Origin of the sequence: Methylophilus sp. 13 (assembly GCF_015354335.1) — a bacterium.
GTDB classification, from domain to species: domain Bacteria; phylum Pseudomonadota; class Gammaproteobacteria; order Burkholderiales; family Methylophilaceae; genus Methylophilus; species Methylophilus glucosoxydans.
This window is the reverse complement of sequence record NZ_JADKYR010000003.1, coordinates 452896-471277: the sequence shown is the minus strand read 5'-3', so window position 1 is coordinate 471277 and position 18382 is coordinate 452896. Positions and strand designations below refer to the sequence as shown.

Here is an 18382-nt window from a genome sequence, read left to right as displayed (position 1 = left end):
CTATCTCCTTAAAAATTCAGGGCTGACCAGCAGGAGGGCAAAACCGGTGTGCGCCGATTCGGCGCGACTCACTTGCTGCAAGGTCTCCTGGCTGAGCCTGCCGCGCAGGACGGTATTGGCCAGCACCGCGGGTGGCATGCTCAGCTTGGTCAGCGAAGCCAGCCGCTGCGCATACTCCACCCGACGCAACAACGCGTTGGAGGCGAGCCAGCTTTCGGCCACATCGTCATAACCGGCGGGGGAGCCTGGTTTCCAGATCGGTTGTCCCAGCTGGGTCATGACTTGCGAGACGCGGACATGCGAAAGGTCAATGTCCAGCGCCCGTACACTGCTAATCAGCCACTCCCATGGGGTTTTGAACTTGACCGGCGTGGGCACGCGGCACTCAGGCGCTTCCATCAGCACGCGATACAGTGCCGGAAGTTGGCCCCCGGTTTGCAGATAGGTGTCGCGTAGCCGGTTAATGAGGGTGGGCGGTGGCTGGTCGCCAGCAAAATGGCAGGCCAGTTTGGTCGCCACATGCGTGGCCGTGGCCGGGGCGGCGGCCAAGTCAGTGAGGATGGCTTCGGCTTGTTGCACGCCAGGTTGCGCATAGGTTTTGCCGAGTAACTGACGGACATCAGGCTCGTGTACGCGCTCATTAAAGACAAAGCCAGGATAGCGCGCATCGGTCTCGCCTGTGAGCTTGGGACCGGGCACGGTCCAGCCGGTCAGTGCGCGTGCAAATTCGGTCACATCCTGTTGGCTATAACCGCTGCGTACGCCCAGCGTGTGCAGTTCCAGAATTTCGCGGGCAAGGTTCTCGTTGAGGCCACTTTTCTTGTCCGGCTGGCGGCGCATTTGCCGTTGTACGGCTTCGCTTTGTGGCCCGCGTGATTGCTGCTGGTCTAGGTAGATCAACATGGCCGGATGCTTCTCGACCGCAAACAACATGTCTTTAAACGTGCCCAGTACAAACGGACGGATGGCTTGCAGTTCAAACAATCCGGCCAGTTGTGTGACCTGCGATTTTTGTGCCGAGATTGCAAAATGGTTGGACCAGAAATGCACCAGTCTTTCCACAAACGGGGTATCGGTCTGCTGCGCCACTTGTGCCCGCACCTGGACTGCCTCGGTATAGCTGTCCCGCGCTTCGTTACGCATCTGGCGGCGTAACTGCAGTTTGTCCTCAGGTGATCCGGCCTGATTGATCATGCGCATTTCCTGCATCTCTTGCGCAATGGTCGGTAGCGCTTGCTGGTATTGCTGCCACAATGGCGGCAAGGCCTGGTAACGGCTAAATTCGTCCAGCAATGCCCGCGAGACACTATTTGAGGGCGTAGTGGCCGCGGCGCGTGCGCCTAGGCCAAAACGTTGATCAATGATCAATGCGTCATCCGTCATCATCGACTCCAGACGTAAGAGGGGACAGAAATACTAACAGCCATGGCCAGACTAACAAAGCTGGATTACAGCGGGCTTACAATCGCACGGGGACCAGTCCTGCGGTGTGCTTGGTCAGCCGTCAAGGCTTGTCAGCGCCAGCCTGATTGAAGCGCTGTGAGTGATGTGCTACCGTGTGGTTGCCGCGTTAACCTTCTTACTCACACCATCGACTCTACACAGGCTTTTTATGCAGACCCATACCCACAAGGTGCGCCGAGACCTGCTCCTGCTCTGGGCTGTGATTGCGGCCGTCTCGGCCTTGCTGGTCTGGCTGTTGATCGAACTGAGCCGCCAGGGCGCGGCCTCGCAGATTGCTGAGGCCAGGCTGCATGCGGCTGCCAGCTGCCAGGCCATGCAACATGGGGTACACCTTGCGAGGCTGGAGAGTGCTTCTGCGCAGGCAGGCTGGCAGGCGGTGATAGATCTTGCCTTGCGCGAAGAGCCGGGCAGTGAAGGCGGCTTTTGGCGGCCAGGCCAAGGTGTGTTTGCGTATGCCTTTCCTACGTATGATGGCACCGGCGTCAAGCGTGATCCGCCGGTGGCCGAACTTGAAAAAATCACTGCCACGGCCGAACTGGCCAGCCGCAGCCACCAGTTGATTGTGGAGGTGCGCCCCGGCTTGCGTGAAGCCATTGTGTTTGCTGCCTGCCCACTGACCCAGGCCCCCGGCACGTCTGTTGCCTGGGTGATGAAACGCGTGTTGCTGATTCAGGCTGAGGTGCTCAATCATTTGAGCCTGGCGTTGGCGCTGCTGATAGGCCTGGTCGTGATGTCTGGCGCCTGGCTGGCCTGGATGCTGCTGCGCTGGCAGCGCCAGATGGCTACACTGATGCAACAGCTGGCACAGTCTGAGCGCATGGCGACGCTGGGCCGGGTTTCTGCCGGGCTGGCGCATGAAATCCGTAATCCGCTGGCCACCATGCGCATGAAGGTTGAAAATGCCATGGCGGCGGCCCCTGAGCGCTATCAGCAACGCAGCCAGAGTGCCTTTGAGGCGGTGCTGGCGCAAACCTCGCGCCTCGAAAGCCTGATCTCCAGTTTGCTGGCACTGACGCATCCCTTGCAACTACACAAGCAGGCAGTGGATTTGCGCGCCTGGCTGACCAGCCTGACCCGCTTGCATCAAGAGGCCATGACTGCGCAGCAGGCACGCTGGAAGTTAAGCCTGAGTGATGCCGTAGTGACACGTGCTCAAGCGCAGGCCGTGCTCGACCCGGATAAAATGGCGCAAGTGATGGACAATCTGATCCTGAATGCGCTGGCGCATATCCCTGTGGGAGGCGAGATTGAGTTGGGGCTGGACAGCGTCACTTCGGGGCACCTGCGATTGTGGGTGGCCGACAATGGCAGTGGCGTGCCCGCGCATTTGCGTCCTCAGGTGTTTGAACCTTTTAGTACGGCGCGCAGTGGTGGTACCGGCCTGGGCCTGGCCCTGGCGCGCGAGATTGTCCAGGCGCATGGCGGCGAGCTACGCTTGGCCGATACTGCCGCGGGCGCCCGTTTTGAGATTGAATTGCCATGGCACACCTCCTGATTATTGACGATGATCCCGCCTTTAGAAGCAGCCTGTCTGAAATGCTGTCTGACTTGGGGCACCATGTGCTGGAAGCCAGCCATGTGCAGGCGGGCCTGCACTGCTTGCGGACGGCGCCGGTAGAGCTGGTTATCACCGATCTCAAACTCACCGGGGAAGACGGCTTGTCTTTCTTGCGTCAGGCGCAGGCGATCAAAGCGGTGCCCTGCATCATGCTTACCGCCTATGCCAGTGGCAACAACACGATTGAGGCCATGCGGCTGGGTGCGTTTGACCATTTGACCAAGCCAGTGTCACGGCAGAAGCTAATGGAAACCTTGCAACGCGCACTGCCCGAGCGCAGCGCTGACCTTGAGTCCAGCCCGGAGGCCGACGCCACGCTAACCGCAGATAACCCAACGGCGGAACGCTTGATTGGCAACAGTGAATGCATGCGCGAGGTGTTCAAACACATCGGCCTGGCTGCGGCGACCGAAGCAACCGTGCTGATTTTGGGCGAGACCGGTACCGGCAAGGAAGAGGTGGCGCGTGCACTGCACCGTAACAGCTTGCGCGCCCATGGCCCTTTTGTGGCCGTCAACTGCGCTGCCATCCCGGCAGAATTGATGGAAAGCGAGCTGTTTGGGCATGTCAAAGGCGCGTTCACAGGGGCGGTGGCTGACCGTAAAGGTTATTTGCGGCAAGCGACTGGCGGCACCCTGTTCCTCGACGAGATTGGCGATATGCCGCTGGCGCTGCAAGCCAAGATTTTGCGGGTGCTGGAGGCGCGCGAGTTTAGCCCGGTTGGCGCACAAACGGTGCTTGCGCTGGATGCGCGTATCATTGCTGCCACCCATAGAGACTTGCCCGCCGCCGTCCGCGCCGGGCAGTTTCGTGAAGATTTATGGTACCGGCTGCAGGTGATGCCGATTGCCTTGCCACCACTACGCGCGCGCGGTGAAGACCTGTTGCTGCTGGCGCAGCATTTTTTGGCTAGTGAAGCTGCGGGTACCCCCAAGCGTTTGACCGCTGAAGCCGCACAGCAGCTGGTACAACATGACTGGCCGGGGAATATCCGCGAACTCCGCAACACCATCGCGCGCGCGCAGATTTTGAGTCATCATGCCTGGATCGAGGCTGAACATATTTCTTTTACGCCACGTCCGCAGGCGGCAGAAGCTTCTGGTCGTGGCGCCGCCACCTGCACGCTGGCCGAGACCCTGCAGCAAGTCGAGCGCGAGATGATAGAGCGCGCCTTGCGCGAGAGCGGTGACAACCGCAGTGAAGCGGCGCGTAAACTGGGGTTGTCCCGTCAGCAACTTTACCGCAAGCTCGAAGAGCATGGCCTGACATAAGCGCTGACAGCTGTCCGCCCAGCGGACAGTGTTGTGTCACCAAAGCGGACAAGTGTGCCAGGGTTTATTTTTCAAGCAATTGATTTAAAATGATTTTTTATCTGGCATGCCCCTTGCAATAGAGGAGATAACCTCTATCCATGACAAGGAGCATTTCATGTTAACTTCTTCTGTATGTACACGTAGCAGCCATCTTGCACGCGGCAGTCGTCCTCTGCGTGCCGCGCTGCTCGTCACTACCCTAAGTATGACCCTGCAAGCATTTGCCTTGCCGCCCTTAGCTGCGAATCCTTCTCCGCTGACGCCTGCGCCACTTAATCTGGGACCAGGCGCATCGGCACCACTGGCGCCTGCGCCTATGGTCCCCGCTCCGCTTGCGCCTGCAGGCGCGCTGGATTTACAGGCGACGGCGGCGCTGCCCGCGGTAGCTGAGGCGACTGTCAAATCCATCCTGTTTAATCCGTATGGGGAAGCGGATGGCTTGCGCTTGGCGAATGACGTGATTGTCAAATTCCCCCCGCACCGTTCGCAGGCCTTGCTAGGCGCTGTGCAACCCGGCCAGCATGTGCGTATTCTCGGGCATGCTGAAACGCCAGCCATTGTTAAAGCCGATGCCATTATCAATGTGACCACCGGCAATATTGTGGTGGACCAGCCACCCGCCAATAACCTGCCATTGTTACCCCCACATTTGCGGGCGCAGTCATTGCAGCCGCTGCAGGTGGAAGGCAAGGTCGATTTGATCCTGAATGGTCCGCGTGGCGAAGTCGATGGTGTCATCCTGGATAACCAGAGCATTGTTCACTTTCCGCCTGAAAGCCTGAGTATGCCATTGCGCCCAGGGCTGCGTATTGCGGTGGCTGGTCTAGGGACCAGGACGGCCAATGGTGTGTCGCTGGAGGCGATCCGCATGGGAAGCTCCGCCGCTACGATGCAGCCACTCTATGCGCCCGCGGCCCCAGCTTGCCAGCCAGCGGCTGCGGTAGCCGGCCAGTGCTAGTCCCTGATTTAGCCAAGGCCAACGCTTCATCCGGCGTCGCCTGCGCTTTAAGCAAGTTAGGTGTTGCTTAAAGCGCTTTGGGCAACAGCGGTGCTGCCAAAAGGCCGCCGCCCACGCTGTACTCCCTCTTTTGACAGGATGCATCATGATTGCAAAATTAGCCCCGATTCTATTGTTATTGATCTCCAATGTGTTTATGACAGTGGCCTGGTATGGCCATCTCAAGTTCACCGAAAAGCCGCTGTATGTGGTGATTGTGGTGAGCTGGCTGATTGCCCTGTTTGAATATTGTTTTGCGGTGCCGGCCAACCGGATCGGCCATACCGTGTATTCGGTGGCGGCGCTCAAAACCATGCAAGAAGTCATTTCGCTCAGTGTGTTTGCCGTGTTTTCGGTGTATTCGCTCGGCGAGCATTTCACCTCCAGCCATGTTGTCGGCTTTGCCCTCATTGGTCTGGGCGCCTTTTTTATCTTTAAAGCCCCTGTGGTGTAAGGAGAAAAGCATGCGTCTATTCAAAATGCCTGCAGATTCACGGCAATGGCTGGCGGTGATGAATTTTTTCATGGCCGATGTCCGCGACGGGCTGGGCGCCTTTCTCGGCGTGTATTTATTGGCACAATCCTGGCAGGCGGATGAGATTGGCTATGTGATGACCATAGGCGGGTTGGCAACCATGATGGCGGGAATCCCGGCGGGTGCCCTGATGGACCGCACCCATGCCAAGCGCTTGTGGCTGTCCGTGTGCGCCATCCTGATGGTGGTCGGTTGCCTGGTGTTGTTGCTGTGGCACTCGTTTGCGGCGATTGCCTTGTCGCAAGCCGCTACCGGTGTGGTCCGTGCCATGATTGGGCCCGCGATTGCCAGTATCAGCCTGGGCCTGGTCGGGTCTAAATATTTGTCCAGGCAGCTTGGTCAGAACGAGGCCTGGAGTCATGCCGGTAGCCTGGTGTCAGTCTCCGTGGCTGGCGTGCTTGGCTATTTCTGGGGCTTGTCTGCCGTCTTTATGCTACTGGCGGTGATGGCGGTGCTGGCGCTGCTGTGCATCCGCCGCATTCGCCCGCAGGAGATTGATTACCATGCGGCGCGCGGTCTGGAGTCACATGCTGCGGTCAGTGATTCTGGCCGTGCCGTATGGAAGGCATTGCTGCAGTCACGCCCCTTATTGATGCTGGCTTGCATCATGATGCTGTTTCATCTGGCCAATGCCGCCATGCTGCCTTTGCTGGGGCAAACCATGGTGTCGCAAGGTCTGGTCAACGCCAGCCTGTTTACGGCTTTGACGGTGATGATTGCGCAACTGGTGATGATCCCCATGGCATTGCTGGCCGGGCGTTATGCCGAGCAGTTTAGTTACGAACGGCTGGTCACGCTGGCCTTGCTTGCCTTGCCGGTGCGCGGCGTGATTGCTTCGACCTGGAACTCGCCCTGGGCGGTGGTGCCCGTGCAGTTACTAGATGGCGTCGGCGCGGGGCTGTTAGGGGTGGCTTTGCCAGGACTGGTGGCCAAGATGTTGCAAGGCAGTGGGCACTTCAATGTCGGGCTGGGATTTGTGTTGACCATCCAGGGCCTGGGGGCAGCCTTGAGTCCGGCCATGGCAGGCTGGGTCGCGCAGCGTTATGGCTACGCCATGAGTTTTACCTTGCTAACAGGGGTGGCGGTGCTGGCGATATTGTTATGGTTGCAACAGGCCAGGCAAACGGCTGCTCAATCTGCGGCAAGCTGTGCTTGAATGCGTCTCTGTCCCCGCGGTTACTGGAACAAATCATCCAGCGGGTTGCGGACCAAGGTCGGGGCCGAGGTAACTGAGGGGCTCACCCGTTGGCAACTATAGGCTTCTTCAATGTTATCGCGGTAGTAACTCCATTGGGCACTGGCGCTTTTGAAGCTACGCCAGACGCTTTCGCCGACATTGGCATATTCGAGGGTGCTGCCGTCTTCCAGCCTCACGCGCAACGCCCGCTTGCCTGCATCATAGCCAATTGCCCGCAACTTGCCGGCATGCGTGTTGATCATGTCCATCAGGGCCTAGCCGCAGCAGCCGGGTTTGCAGCCGCAGGATTTACCCGCAGGCTTGAGGCCTTTTTGTTGCCAGGCTTGTAAAAACGCTTCTTTGCTCATGGGTTGCAGTTGCAAACTTTGTTGCAAGGCGGGATCCACCACTTGCGACTGGTAATGCTGAAAATGCGCCAGATATTTGGCATACGCCCGATCTGCACCGCGCCAGGCCTGCCATTGCCGCCATATCCATTTTTTCAAGCTAAACATGTTTACTCCTTATCCTGTGTCGGACTGCCGTCATCTTACTCCAACTTGACGGTATTCAGTGCGGCCACTTCATCTTTGAAAAGGGCACTCTTTGGTTTGAGCCATTGCGGGCATGCAAGTTCAAGCCCGCGTCAAACAGGCGCTTCCCCGCACACTCACAACAGACAAATCCTGTTAACGCAAGCCTGGCGCAAGCTGCCTGTGTTAGATTAGCGGCACTGGCGCGCCTCAGTGGTGCGGTTTCATCTGTTTACATGAGGGCCTGACCCTCTCGGTCTATCATGAGTAATTCGTTTTATTTCAATTTAATCCTGTTTTTTCTGGTGGCGATTATTGCACTCGAAGTCCTGGCCAACCGGCTGCGCTGGCCGCCTGCGGTAGCACAGCTGGCGGGTGGTGCCCTGATTGCCCTGGTGCCAGAATTACCGGCGTTTGAGATTGATCCTGCCCTGGTCATGGAGGTGTTTTTACCGCCGTTGCTGATGGCGGGTGCCTATTTCACGGTCTGGCATGAGTTCAGGCGGCACCTGGGCGGCATTTTACTGCTGGCGATTGGTGCGGTGCTGTTCACCACGCTGGCGGTGGGGCTGGCCTTGCATAGCTTCAATCCCAGCCTGCCGTGGGCGGCCTGTTTTGCCTTGGGCGCAATTGTGTCACCGCCGGATGCGATTGCCGCCAAAGCCGTGCTGCAACGCGTGGCCTTGCCACGCAAGCTGCTGGTGTTGCTCGAAGGCGAGAGCTTGCTCAATGACGCCACCGGGCTGGTGCTGTACAAGTTTTCGATTGTCGCCTTGCTGACCGGCGTGTTTTCACTGAGCGGTGCGCTCGAAACTTTTGCCTGGCTCAGTGTTGGGGGCGTATTGTTTGGCGCGGCTATGGGCTATCTGGTGTTTAAAACCCTGCGCTATCTGCATGGCACTGAGCTCATGGTGCTGGCCTCGGCCTTGCCGGGGTGGATTTGTTATGTCGTGGGCGAGCACATCGGTGTTTCAGGCGTGATCGCCACGGTCACCTACGGCATGATGCTGGGCTGGCACCAGCATGAAATCATGTCGGCCACAGCGCGCCGGCGCGGTGCCGCGTTTTGGGAAATCATGATTTTTATCTTTGAGTCGCTGGTATTTATCTTTATCGGCCTCTCTTTGCGCGGCGTCTGGGAGCGTGTCGCCCATGCCGACAAGTCCCTGGGGGCCTATGGACTGGAAGTGTTGCTGGTGCTGGCCGTGGTGATCTTGTCGCGCTTTGTCTGGATTTTCATGATTGATGGGTTGGCCAGACTCATCCGCAAGCCGCATGCGGCGCATGGACACAGCACCTGGGGCGAGTCTTTTGTCAAAAGCTGGGCAGGCATGCGTGGCGTGGTCACGCTGGCAGCAGCACTGGCGGTCCCCGCCCAGGTGCCCGGACGCGACTTGATGTTGATGTGCGCGTTTGCTGTGATCCTGGTGACGGTGGTGGTGCAGGGGACGACAATTGGTCAGGTGATCCGCGCATTTAAACTGAAGGCGACCAAGCATGAGCACATTTACCTTAATGAGCCACAGGTGTGGGCCCGGATTGAGCAGGCACAGTTTTCAGTGGTTAACAAACTGGCCTATAACGAACATGGCGCATTAATGCACCCGCGGTTGCTGGAGCAGTACAGCTACCGGCAAAGCCTGTCAGACAAACATAAACATGAAGACAGTCTGCCCGATGACCTCCGCAAAGCGCATTTTAATGTGGTACTGGCCGCCGTAGCCGCCGGTCGTGAAGAGCTGCTTAGACTGCATCGCTCGGGGCAGATTCATGACGAGTTGCTGCATCTGATGGAACGTGATCTGGACATTCAGGAAATCGCTGCCTTACATAGCCGTGGCTAAGGGGCGCCTGTCCACATTTTTTGTGGATAACTTTTATGGTGAGCTGTGGGTGAGTGTCTTAACTATTTGATTTTATGTATTAAATTAGGCCTGATTAAAATCTGCACGTTAAAATTATTTGATGAAAAATCTTGCTCAAGGCGATTTTTTGTGTATTGCCAGCCTCCTGGCGACAGCGTAGCATAGGTCTTGTCTAGTGCTGTGATGAGGAGCAAGTAACATGAAACGACTGTTTTATATCGACTATCCGCAAGAGCACTTTGAAGGTCAGGCCCACCGTTATCGTTGCGCCTACTGCAAGCAGGAAACCACCCATATCAACGGCAAGCTGGAGGGGCATTTGCCCGGCTGCGAGTATCGGGTTGCGCTGGAAAAAGCCGGTTTTGAATGTAACCAGCTTGCGGAACCCGCCCATGAGGACATGGCCGACGAAGTCGATTGAGGAGTGATCACGCTGGCTAGGCCTGTTCATAAACGCTGTTGAGGATGTAGAAAAAAGCATGATTTCTTTTACCCCCTGGCAATCACTGATGGGTGGATTGCTGATTGGTTTTTCCACCTTGCTGATGATCCGCTGGCTGGGCAAGGTCACTGGCATCAGTGGCATTGTGGGTCAGGTCTGGTCGGCCGCCGCCGGTGACCGGGCCTGGCGCCTGGCTTTTGTCGCAGGTCTGGTGCTGTCGCCATTGGTTTATGTGCTGGCACGGCCGTTGCCTATGGTGGAGATTCAGGCGTCCACGCCCTGGTTGATCGTGGCGGGATTGCTGGTGGGCTTTGGTAGTCGCCTGGGGTCGGGGTGCACCAGTGGTCACGGGGTTTGCGGCTTGTCTCGGCTGTCGCCACGTTCGCTGGTAGCCACGCTGACGTTTATGCTGGTAGCGATACTGGTGGTCTGGCTATGGCGCCATGTGTGGATGATAGGGTAGAAGCAAGATGGCAAATTTGATGGCATTGATCGCCGGGCTGATCTTCGGCGTGGGGTTGATTGTGGGCGGGATGACCAATCCAGCCAAGGTACTGGCCTTTCTGGATGTGACCGGTGACTGGGATCCGTCACTGGCATTTGTGATGATGGGTGCGATTGCGGTGGGCTTTTTTGCCTTCAAGTCTGCGGCCAAGCACCCCACCAGTGTTTTGGGCCTGCCTGTGCAGTTGCCAGGCACGCGCCTGATTGACCGCAAACTGGTGCTGGGGGCGGTGATCTTTGGCACCGGCTGGGGCATTGCCGGATTTTGTCCCGGCCCAGCCATCGCCTCACTCTTGACGGGTGGCCCGGCGGTCTGGCTGTTTGTCGCCAGCATGCTGGCGGGAATGGCCGTGCATACGCTGGCGGTGCGTCGCGGCTGGTTGTGACCGTATCAGTCTTTTTGCCAAAGTTTGCGGTAACGCCACAGTGTGGTGCGGCCAATCCCTAGTTGTTTGGCCGCCTGGGTCAGGTTGCCCTGGCAGTCAGTGACGGCTTGCACGATGGCGGCTTCTGAAAGCGCCTGGCGGCCTGGTTTGGCGACTGGCGCTGCCATTGCCTGTGTTGACCCGGGTATCGTTTGCAGTTCGGGCGGCAAGTCTGCGGTGGCTATCTGTTTGCCATCCGACATCACCAGTGCGTAATTCAACACATTGCGCAGTTCGCGCACATTGCCCGGCCAGTCATAGGCCATCAGTTGCTCCATGGCGGCGGCCTTCACTACGGGCAGTAGTTCCCCGGTAAATTGCTGTTTAAGCAGATGTCGCAGTATGAGCGGAATATCCTGTTTGCGCGCCTGCAAGCTGGGTAAGAAGATGGGCACCACGCGCAAGCGGAACAACAAGTCCTGTCGGAAACGCCCGGCTTTAACCTCTTCGCGCAAGGCTTTATGTGTGGCGGCAACAATGCGGACATTGGCTTGCATGGCTTGACTGGCCCCGACGGGCAGGTATTCACCGGTTTCGAGTACGCGCAACAGTTTGGCCTGTAATTCGTAAGGTAGTTCGGCGATTTCATCCAGAAACAGCGTGCCGCCCTCGGCCCGGCCAAACAGGCCCTGGTGATCACGAATGGCGCCGGTGAAGGCACCCTTGACGTGGCCAAACAGCTCACTCTCCAGCATGCCCGCATTGAGCGTGGCACAGTTGATGGCGACAAAGGCGCCACGTTGACGCGGACTCTCGCCATGAATGGCGCGAGCCACCAGCTCTTTGCCCGTGCCGGAGTCGCCGCGGATCAACACCGGGATATCTGTCACTGCCACGCGCCGTATCATTTCAAACACTTTTTGCATTTCGGGCGCATGGCTGATCAAGCCATATTTTTCACCCAGCGAGGATTGGGCGGCGGTCTTGCCTGCGTCCGCCTGCTGGGGCAGCAGGATTTCGAGGCCGCCCGCAAACGCGCCATCTTCTGGCAGGTAGGCCATGGCATATTTCAACACTGCCTGTCGTTCACCATCAGACCGGTGCAGCAGCAGGGGCGCGCCCTCGACCTTGCCAGACTCGGTGAGCCCACAGCCGCGCATACACTGTTCGCAGCGGTTGGCAGTCAGGCAGTTTTCACCCAGGAGCGCAGCTTGGGTGAAGCCTAGCAGTTTTTCGGCACCCGGGCTCCAGTAGCTGATCCGCTTTTGAGCATCGACGGTAAACACGGCTGCATCTGGCATGATCAATGAAATCATGCGGGCCAACGATTCGCCCTGTGCCCGGGTCAGACCGGCCTGCTGGCTGAAAAAATCGGGGGTGGTTTGTTCCATTTTTTTATTTGAAACGTTTCATGATTGTGGTTTTGTGTTTCATTGAAACATTTTTGGCGGGGGGTGGGCAAGTGATATTTTTATATAAGTCATTGATTTGACTGTTTTTAAATTTTTATTGAAACATTGGCACTGGTTTTGCTGAATCAACGCCATCTTGATAAGGAGCACGCGGATGATTTTCAAGCAATTTTTTGAGCCTGAAAGTAGCACTTATACCTATCTGCTAGGCTGTGAAGAAACCCGGCAGGCGGTGATGATTGATACCGTAGGCAGCGAGGTAGACAAGTATGTGGCGGCTTTGCAACAGCATGGGTTGACGCTGGTGTTTACCCTGGAAACGCATGTGCACGCCGATCATGTCACCGCTGCCGCCACCTTGCGCGAGCGTCTGGGCAGTAAAAGTGTGGTGCATCGTGATGCTGGCGCGCAATGCGGCGATGTGCTGGTGACCGATGGCGTGCACTTGCAAGTTGGCACGCTGGATATCGAGGTCCGTTACACGCCCGGGCACACCAACGGCTGCGTCAGTTATCTGGTCGGTGACCGCATTTTTACCGGCGATGCCTTACTGATTGATGGCTGTGGCCGCACCGACTTTCAGCAGGGCAATGCCGGGCAGTTGTATGACAGCATACATGCCAAAATTTTCAGCTTGCCTGAGGATACGCTGATTTATCCCGGCCACGATTATCACGGTAGGACCGTCTCCACGGTCGGCCACGAGAAGCGTGAAAACAAGCGCTTGGGCGGGCAAACTTCCCGCGCTGAATTTATCAATATCATGGCCAATCTCAAGCTGGCCTATCCCAAACAAATTGATGTAGCCTTGCCTGCCAACCAGGCTTGCGGGCAAGTGGTGATCAAGCAGTCGGCATGAGCACAGCGATGTTGACTCGGCTGGCCCATTACGTGCCCGCCCTCCGCTGGGGGCGGCATTATCGGCGCGAGCAGGCCATGCATGACCTGATGGCGGCGCTGACGGTGACCCTGATGCTGGTTCCGCAGGCGCTGGCCTATGCCATCCTGGCGGGCTTGCCGCCACAAGTCGGCCTGTATGCCAGCCTGTTGCCGTTAATCGTCTATGCTTTGTTAGGCACCAGTGCGACGCTGGCTGTAGGCCCGGTGGCGGTGGCGGCGCTGATGACTGCGACCGCAGTGGCGCCTTATTCAGCACAGAGTCCCGCGCTGGGGCTGCAAGCGGCGCTGATCCTGGCGTGTTTGTCTGGCCTGTTTCTGATGCTGGCCGGGATGTTCAAATTAGGCTTTCTGGCGAATTTTCTATCGCACCCCGTCATGAGCGGCTTTATTGCTGGCGCCAGCCTGGTGATTGCCAGTAGCCAGCTACCCACCTTGCTCGGTATCCGGGCCGAGGGCAGTCATGTACTGGCGCTCTGGCAGAGTATGCTGGGGCAATGGCCGCAGATTCATCTCGCGACGGCCATGCTGTCGGTGCTCACCCTGCTATTGCTGGTGCTGGCCAGGCGGCAAGGGCAATCGCTGTTGCTAAGTCTGGGCTGCTCGCCGTTTTGGGCGCAGGCGTTGGTGCGGGCAGTGCCTGCGCTGCTGGTGTTGATCGGGACGATTGTCATGCATGCCGGTTGGGCCCTGCTCACCGGGGTGCGGACCGTGGGGCAGATTCCCGCCGGGCTGCCTGCGCTGGCCTTGCCGCATGGGAGTCTGGCAATGTGGCAGTCTTTATTGGCCCCTGCCTTGCTGATTTCCATCATCGGCACGGTGGAGTCGATTTCTGTCGCGCAGAGTCTGGCCATGAAGCGGCGCGAACGCATAGATCCTGACCAGGAGCTGATTGCCTTGGGCGGCGCCAATCTGGCGGCCAGCCTGAGTGGGGGACAGCCGGTCACCGGCGGCGTGTCGCGCTCAGTGGTGAATATGGATGCGGGTGCGCAAACACCGGCAGCGGGTTTGTTTACCGCATTGGGCATGTGGCTGGCCACGGTTTTTCTGGCCTCGTGGCTCAGTGCGTTACCCAGATTTATTTTGGCCAGCACGATTATCGTTGCGGTGATGAGCCTGGTGGACGGACGCGTGTTTATCGAGACCTGGCGGCGTAACCGCAGTGACTTTGCCGCCTTGCTGGTGACTTTTATGATCACCTTGCTGGTCGATATTGAACATGGCATCAGTGCAGGCGTGTTGCTGTCCATGGCCATGCATCTATACCGCAGCAGTCGGCCGCACATTGCCATTGTCGGGCAGGTGCCGGGTACCGAGCATTTTAGAAACGTGGCGCGGCACGCGGTCAGTGTGTGCCCGGATGTGATCACTTTACGTGTGGATGAGAGCTTGTATTTTGCCAATGCGCGCTATCTCGAGCAAAAAGTGCTCGAAGTGGTCGCCGACAACCCGGCATTGAAACATGTGATCCTGATGTGCTCCGCCGTCAACGAGGTAGATGGCAGTGCCCTGGAGGTGCTGGAGGTCATCAACCACCATTTATCTGCATTGGGAATTGGCTTTCATTTGTCCGAGGTCAAAGGCCCGGTGATGGACATGTTGCAACATGCTCCACTCAGGCAGCAGCTCAATGGCAAGATTTATCTGACCCAACATCAGGCTTATGCAGCGCTGTCCTGTCATTAACGGCGTTAAGCGCCGCTAAATATAGGAGGCTGGCATGGCAGATAATATCGGGCAATTGGAACAGTATTTAAGAGTGATTATCGGCGCCGGATTGCTGATGTGGACCCTGTTTTTCCAGGGTCCCACCTGGGGCTGGTTTGGGCTGGTGCCGTTGGCGACCGGGCTGATCCAGTGGTGCCCGCTTTATGCCTTGCTCAAGATTAACCGTCGCTAAGGTTCTCGGTGAGGGGTTGTTTGCAACCCAGACTTTAAAATCAGCACAGAGGCTTTGCCAAAACCATAGCTGGTGGTAAAGAGGCTGGCAAACAAATAGTCCTGAAACAGCAAGGGCGGCGGGAGCTCAGGATTGTCCAGCGCCGGGAAAATGGCCATCAGTAAAAACAGGCTGGAGTTGGTAAATGCGCCTATCACCATCGCCCAGCGTACATGCCATGGCAACGAGACCCGGCTGGCTGCAATACCAAAAATGAGTGCGGTCATGAGCAGAAAATCGATATGTGCTTGCAACAGCCGCGTGAATTTTCCCGCGAAAATCGCCTTGAGTGGGGCCACACCAAAGTTAAGGCCCACCATACACCATGCCAGTAACAACGCCATCAGCAGCCAGCATGCGGCCCCTTTCAATAACATCTGGTGGGCTTGTGGGGTCGATTGCATCAAAGTCTCCTGGGGGATGTCATGTCCCCAGCTTAGCTGATCTGTCATGGTTTGCTTGATCTGGACGGACCTCACGCTTGACTGAAACGGAGATGACTCGCTTGCGAAATCTAGCTGTTTGTGACTTAATTTCGCTCAGCAAAGGAGAGGGTCATGGCGCAGCAAGCAAGGACAGTAGTCGCAGCGACAGGTCGAAAATATAGCTCCGATCTGGTCGCACCCAGTCAGCGCAAGGCATGGTTGTGTGAGGTGATTGGACGTGAATATGCGGAGGTGGACATCGTCCCGCCCACGGCAGCCCCACTTTACAACGAGATGACGCTCTATCCTTGGCAGGCGTTGCAACTATCCGTGATCCACTCCAACAGCCTGACCATCCAGCGCGGGACGCGAGAAATCAGTCGTCCGCAGTTGGATAATTATTTTGCCGTCCTGTTGCTGCAAGGCCGGTATTGTCTGCAACAGCAAGGGCGGGAAGTGTTTTTGCGCCCTGGCGACATGACTATTTATGATGCCACGGTGCCGCACTATATCCATTGTCCAGAGGCGTTTTCCAAGCTGATTGTTTCCATCCCAAGAACCTTGTTGCATCAGCGTTTGCCGCAGGCCGGGCATCTGACGGCGATGCCCATGCGATTGCAGCACGGCATGACCGCCATGTTGTCGCCGTTTTTGCAACAGCTCACGCGTCAGCTGAATCAACTCTCCATGCAGGCATTCGATGCCAGCGCGGCGCCCATGCTGGACATGCTGGGCAATGCGCTTGAAACCTTGCAAGACCATACGCTGCCGCGTTCGCCTGGCCGCAGTTTGTCATTGTTGCAAATCAAGCAGTGGCTCAGTAAGCATCTACAGGATGCAGACCTGGATAGTGACGCCATTGCCGCTGCCACCGGATTTTCCAGCCGATATATCAATCAATTGTTTGCCGATGAACAGACGTCTTTGATGCGCTATGTCTGGCAACAGCGGCTGGCGCTGAGTGCGCAATATCTCAAGCGACCGGCCTGGCAGCACCGGAGCATTTCCGAGATCGCGCTGGCTTGCGGCTTTAACGATTTTGCACATTTCAGCCGGGCCTTTAAGCAGCAGTTTGGCGACGCCCCCCGTGCTTTTCGGCAGCAGGGGGCTTTACTCCGTTAAATCTGCAGGCAAATTTTGCCAAAGTGCTGATTGGTCTCCTGATACTGGAAGGCCTGCACCATTTCCTCCAGTGCAAACACCTTATCTACCACCGGTTTCAGGCCATTCGCGTCTATGGCCTTGATCATGGCTTGCTGCATGCTGCGGCTACCCACCAGCACACCTTGCAGGCGCAGTTGCTTGATCAGGGCCGTGACCAGGGGAAAGTCGCCCGCCAAGCCGGTCAAGATACCAATGACAGAGACGTGGCCACCGACGCGCGCCGCCAGCATGGACTGTTCGAGGGTGGCCGGACCGCCCACCTCGACGACGTGATCGACGCCACGGCCGCCCGTCAGTTCGCGCGCCAGCGTTCCCCAGGCCGGGGTGGTTTTGTAATTGATCAGGTGATCTGCACCCATGGCCTTGAGTTTTTCCAGCTTGGCTTCGCTGGACGAGGTGGCAATCACGGTCGCGCCTGCCAGCTTGGCAAATTGCAAGGCAAAGAGGGAAACGCCGCCCGTGCCTTGCACCAGCACAGTATCGCCAGGGGTGAGCTGATCATCAGACATCAGAGCACGCCAGGCCGTCAGGGCGGCGGTAGTCAAGGTGGAGGATTCGATATGGCTCCAGCCTTTGGGGGCCAGCGTAAAAGATTCCGCGCTGGCGGTGACGATTTCACGCGCGTAGCCATCCACACCATCGCCTGGCACGGTGGCAAAGCCTTCAACCAGCGGTTCACCCGCTTGCCAGGTGGGGAAAAAAGTACTGACTACGGCATCGCCTACTTTGAATTCGGTGACGCCTGCGCCGACCGCGACTACTTCACCCGCGCCATCCGCCATCGGGATACGTGGCTCGGTTGGCCCCCACATGCCGCTGACCACGGCAAAATCATGGTAATTGAGCGAGTTGGCATGCAGCCTGACCGTGATTTGCCCGGCAGTTGGCGCAGGCGCTTCGCGTGTGCCGACGGTGACATTTTGGTAGCCGCCGCCCGGTTGCAGAATAATGGCTTTCGTCATGGCGTTCTCCTAATCAAGCGTGACATGGGGATTGTATTCATAGGGATGAGTGTTCACGGTAAGCGGTTGATTCTGCCCTGACTTGCAGACAAAGTAAATCGCCCGGCACCAGCAGGCGGACGGGAGTGAAGTCAATGTAAAGACTGTTTCAGGATCTCGTCCTGATTGGATCGACAGATGTAAAGCGGCTGCGCGACCAGCTAAATCACGGGCTGCACACTGTAGACTTAACACGATTAAATTTAAATTTATGCAGCTCCGGGACGCCCATACATACAATCATGTATGTTAGTATATTTTCACGATAGCCAACCTTAGATTGGTTTTGCGACTGCAGCATCAGATTTTAAAAAGGAACAAACACGATGAAACTCAATATCAATGGCAAAGAGACCGAGCTCAACGTGAGCGATGACATGCCTCTTTTATGGGCAATCCGCGATGTGGCTGGCATGACTGGCACCAAGTTTGGCTGTGGCATGGCGCAATGTGGGGCCTGTACTGTGCATCTGGATGGTCAGGCCATTCGCTCTTGTGTGACCCCGGTCAGTGCGGCCGCGGGTAAAAAAATCACCACCATAGAAGCCATGCATGACGACAAGGTGGGCCAGGCCGTACAAGCCGCCTGGCAACAGATTGATGTGGTGCAGTGTGGCTACTGCCAATCCGGCCAGATCATGTCTGCGACCTCACTGCTCAAGCAAAACCCCAAACCCAGCGACGCCGATATTGATGCGGCCATGAGTGGCAATATTTGCCGTTGCGGGACTTATCAACGTATCCGGGCAGCAATCCACGAAGCCGCTGCCAAACTGGCTTAAGGAGAGACC

At 57.4% G+C, this 18382-nt stretch carries 20 protein-coding genes; 14 read left to right on the top strand and 6 right to left on the bottom strand.

Translation table 11 applies throughout. From position 1 onward, the window contains the following. A complete protein-coding gene (locus INP77_RS10095) occupies positions 1-1386 on the bottom strand; it encodes a DUF1800 family protein (protein ID WP_194748889.1) in 1386 nt (461 codons plus the stop codon). A 226-nt stretch (positions 1387-1612) separates the two neighbouring features. On the opposite strand from INP77_RS10095, the gene INP77_RS10090 reads away from it, so the two are divergent. The 5 genes from INP77_RS10090 to INP77_RS10070 all read left to right on the top strand — a co-directional run bounded on the left by INP77_RS10090 (position 1613) and on the right by INP77_RS10070 (position 7023). Continuing rightward, positions 1613-2959, top strand: coding sequence for a PAS domain-containing sensor histidine kinase (locus INP77_RS10090; protein ID WP_194748888.1), 1347 nt, complete (start codon positions 1613-1615; stop codon positions 2957-2959). Continuing rightward, positions 2944-4293 (top strand): sigma-54 dependent transcriptional regulator, encoded by a 1350-nt coding sequence (locus INP77_RS10085; RefSeq protein ID WP_194748887.1) that lies wholly within the window; start codon positions 2944-2946, stop codon positions 4291-4293. Before INP77_RS10090 ends, INP77_RS10085 begins: the two co-directional genes overlap by 16 nt. A 157-nt stretch (positions 4294-4450) precedes the next feature. Beyond that, positions 4451-5293 carry a hypothetical protein gene (locus INP77_RS10080; RefSeq protein ID WP_228518849.1) on the top strand — a complete coding sequence of 281 codons (843 nt, stop codon included), beginning with the start codon at positions 4451-4453 and terminating at the stop codon, positions 5291-5293. Between the two features lie 145 nt (positions 5294-5438). Continuing rightward, complete coding sequence (locus INP77_RS10075; RefSeq protein ID WP_194748886.1) at positions 5439-5786, top strand: DMT family protein; 348 nt, start codon at positions 5439-5441, stop codon at positions 5784-5786. A 10-nt stretch (positions 5787-5796) separates the two neighbouring features. After that, positions 5797-7023 carry an MFS transporter gene (locus tag INP77_RS10070; RefSeq protein ID WP_228518848.1) on the top strand — a complete coding sequence of 409 codons (1227 nt, stop codon included), beginning with the start codon at positions 5797-5799 and terminating at the stop codon, positions 7021-7023. A 20-nt stretch (positions 7024-7043) separates the two neighbouring features. Here INP77_RS10070 and INP77_RS10065 read toward each other — a convergent pair whose 3' ends face one another. Beyond that, entirely contained in the window at positions 7044-7313 is a 270-nt protein-coding gene (locus tag INP77_RS10065) for a KTSC domain-containing protein (RefSeq protein ID WP_194748885.1), read from the bottom strand. A 6-nt stretch (positions 7314-7319) separates the two neighbouring features. Then, the gene (locus INP77_RS10060; protein ID WP_194748884.1) at positions 7320-7559 is read right to left on the bottom strand and encodes a hypothetical protein; all 240 of its coding nucleotides are present in this window, start codon (positions 7557-7559) and stop codon (positions 7320-7322) included. 281 nt (positions 7560-7840) lie between these two features. Here INP77_RS10060 and INP77_RS10055 point away from each other — a divergent pair, with 281 nt between their 5' ends. The 4 genes from INP77_RS10055 (at position 7841) to INP77_RS10040 (ending at position 10774) form a co-directional block, all read left to right on the top strand. Continuing rightward, a complete protein-coding gene (locus INP77_RS10055; protein WP_194748883.1) occupies positions 7841-9421 on the top strand; it encodes a Na+/H+ antiporter in 1581 nt (526 codons plus the stop codon). A gap of 220 nt (positions 9422-9641) precedes the next feature. Further along, positions 9642-9863 carry a hypothetical protein gene (locus INP77_RS10050; RefSeq protein WP_194748882.1) on the top strand — a complete coding sequence of 74 codons (222 nt, stop codon included), beginning with the start codon at positions 9642-9644 and terminating at the stop codon, positions 9861-9863. 58 nt (positions 9864-9921) lie between these two features. Continuing rightward, positions 9922-10347 carry a YeeE/YedE family protein gene (locus INP77_RS10045; RefSeq protein WP_194748881.1) on the top strand — a complete coding sequence of 142 codons (426 nt, stop codon included), beginning with the start codon at positions 9922-9924 and terminating at the stop codon, positions 10345-10347. Positions 10348-10354: 7 nt separating this feature from the next. Next, a complete protein-coding gene (locus INP77_RS10040) occupies positions 10355-10774 on the top strand; it encodes a DUF6691 family protein (RefSeq protein WP_194748880.1) in 420 nt (139 codons plus the stop codon). A 5-nt stretch (positions 10775-10779) separates the two neighbouring features. Here INP77_RS10040 and INP77_RS10035 read toward each other — a convergent pair whose 3' ends face one another. After that, positions 10780-12144, bottom strand: a complete 1365-nt coding sequence (locus INP77_RS10035; protein ID WP_194748879.1) for a sigma-54-dependent Fis family transcriptional regulator — start codon at positions 12142-12144, stop codon at positions 10780-10782. Between the two features lie 175 nt (positions 12145-12319). Here INP77_RS10035 and INP77_RS10030 point away from each other — a divergent pair, with 175 nt between their 5' ends. The 3 genes from INP77_RS10030 to INP77_RS10020 are packed head-to-tail and all read left to right on the top strand — an operon-like array spanning position 12320 to position 14962. Beyond that, complete coding sequence (locus tag INP77_RS10030) at positions 12320-13024, top strand: MBL fold metallo-hydrolase (protein WP_194748878.1); 705 nt, start codon at positions 12320-12322, stop codon at positions 13022-13024. Next, a complete protein-coding gene (locus tag INP77_RS10025; RefSeq protein ID WP_228518847.1) occupies positions 13021-14748 on the top strand; it encodes a SulP family inorganic anion transporter in 1728 nt (575 codons plus the stop codon). Before INP77_RS10030 ends, INP77_RS10025 begins: the two co-directional genes overlap by 4 nt. 34 nt (positions 14749-14782) lie before the next feature. After that, positions 14783-14962 carry a DUF2892 domain-containing protein gene (locus INP77_RS10020; RefSeq protein WP_194748877.1) on the top strand — a complete coding sequence of 60 codons (180 nt, stop codon included), beginning with the start codon at positions 14783-14785 and terminating at the stop codon, positions 14960-14962. Here the strand turns inward: INP77_RS10020 and INP77_RS10015 are convergent. Further along, positions 14959-15405: a hypothetical protein gene (locus INP77_RS10015; RefSeq protein WP_194748876.1), complete on the bottom strand. Its 447-nt coding sequence runs from the start codon at positions 15403-15405 to the stop codon at positions 14959-14961. The genes INP77_RS10020 and INP77_RS10015 overlap by 4 nt on opposite strands. Positions 15406-15558: 153 nt before the next feature. Between INP77_RS10015 and INP77_RS10010 the strand changes: the two genes are divergently transcribed. After that, complete coding sequence (locus tag INP77_RS10010; protein ID WP_194748875.1) at positions 15559-16548, top strand: helix-turn-helix domain-containing protein; 990 nt, start codon at positions 15559-15561, stop codon at positions 16546-16548. On the opposite strand, the gene INP77_RS10005 is transcribed toward INP77_RS10010, so the two are convergent. Then, positions 16545-17552, bottom strand: coding sequence for an NAD(P)-dependent alcohol dehydrogenase (locus tag INP77_RS10005; RefSeq protein WP_194748874.1), 1008 nt, complete (start codon positions 17550-17552; stop codon positions 16545-16547). The two genes, INP77_RS10010 and INP77_RS10005, sit on opposite strands and share 4 nt — an antisense overlap. 365 nt (positions 17553-17917) lie before the next feature. Between INP77_RS10005 and INP77_RS10000 the strand changes: the two genes are divergently transcribed. Beyond that, on the top strand, positions 17918-18373 hold the full coding sequence (locus INP77_RS10000) for a (2Fe-2S)-binding protein (protein WP_194748873.1): 456 nt from the start codon (positions 17918-17920) through the stop codon (positions 18371-18373). The last annotated feature ends 9 nt before the right edge of the window (positions 18374-18382 follow it).

Excerpts from the sequence above, each read along its gene's own strand:
- INP77_RS10095 (WP_194748889.1), bottom strand. The coding sequence starts at position 1,386 with ATGATGACGGATGACGCATTGATCATTGATCAACGTTTTGGCCTAGGC.
- INP77_RS10090 (WP_194748888.1), top strand. The coding sequence starts at position 1,613 with ATGCAGACCCATACCCACAAGGTGCGCCGAGACCTGCTCCTGCTCTGG.
- INP77_RS10085 (WP_194748887.1), top strand. The coding sequence starts at position 2,944 with ATGGCACACCTCCTGATTATTGACGATGATCCCGCCTTTAGAAGCAGC.
- INP77_RS10080 (WP_228518849.1), top strand. The coding sequence starts at position 4,451 with ATGTTAACTTCTTCTGTATGTACACGTAGCAGCCATCTTGCACGCGGC.
- INP77_RS10075 (WP_194748886.1), top strand. The coding sequence starts at position 5,439 with ATGATTGCAAAATTAGCCCCGATTCTATTGTTATTGATCTCCAATGTG.
- INP77_RS10070 (WP_228518848.1), top strand. The coding sequence starts at position 5,797 with ATGCGTCTATTCAAAATGCCTGCAGATTCACGGCAATGGCTGGCGGTG.
- INP77_RS10065 (WP_194748885.1), bottom strand. The coding sequence starts at position 7,313 with ATGGACATGATCAACACGCATGCCGGCAAGTTGCGGGCAATTGGCTAT.
- INP77_RS10060 (WP_194748884.1), bottom strand. The coding sequence starts at position 7,559 with ATGTTTAGCTTGAAAAAATGGATATGGCGGCAATGGCAGGCCTGGCGC.
- INP77_RS10055 (WP_194748883.1), top strand. The coding sequence starts at position 7,841 with ATGAGTAATTCGTTTTATTTCAATTTAATCCTGTTTTTTCTGGTGGCG.
- INP77_RS10050 (WP_194748882.1), top strand. The coding sequence starts at position 9,642 with ATGAAACGACTGTTTTATATCGACTATCCGCAAGAGCACTTTGAAGGT.
- INP77_RS10045 (WP_194748881.1), top strand. The coding sequence starts at position 9,922 with ATGATTTCTTTTACCCCCTGGCAATCACTGATGGGTGGATTGCTGATT.
- INP77_RS10040 (WP_194748880.1), top strand. The coding sequence starts at position 10,355 with ATGGCAAATTTGATGGCATTGATCGCCGGGCTGATCTTCGGCGTGGGG.
- INP77_RS10035 (WP_194748879.1), bottom strand. The coding sequence starts at position 12,144 with ATGGAACAAACCACCCCCGATTTTTTCAGCCAGCAGGCCGGTCTGACC.
- INP77_RS10030 (WP_194748878.1), top strand. The coding sequence starts at position 12,320 with ATGATTTTCAAGCAATTTTTTGAGCCTGAAAGTAGCACTTATACCTAT.
- INP77_RS10025 (WP_228518847.1), top strand. The coding sequence starts at position 13,021 with ATGAGCACAGCGATGTTGACTCGGCTGGCCCATTACGTGCCCGCCCTC.
- INP77_RS10020 (WP_194748877.1), top strand. The coding sequence starts at position 14,783 with ATGGCAGATAATATCGGGCAATTGGAACAGTATTTAAGAGTGATTATC.
- INP77_RS10015 (WP_194748876.1), bottom strand. The coding sequence starts at position 15,405 with ATGCAATCGACCCCACAAGCCCACCAGATGTTATTGAAAGGGGCCGCA.
- INP77_RS10010 (WP_194748875.1), top strand. The coding sequence starts at position 15,559 with ATGGCGCAGCAAGCAAGGACAGTAGTCGCAGCGACAGGTCGAAAATAT.
- INP77_RS10005 (WP_194748874.1), bottom strand. The coding sequence starts at position 17,552 with ATGACGAAAGCCATTATTCTGCAACCGGGCGGCGGCTACCAAAATGTC.
- INP77_RS10000 (WP_194748873.1), top strand. The coding sequence starts at position 17,918 with ATGAAACTCAATATCAATGGCAAAGAGACCGAGCTCAACGTGAGCGAT.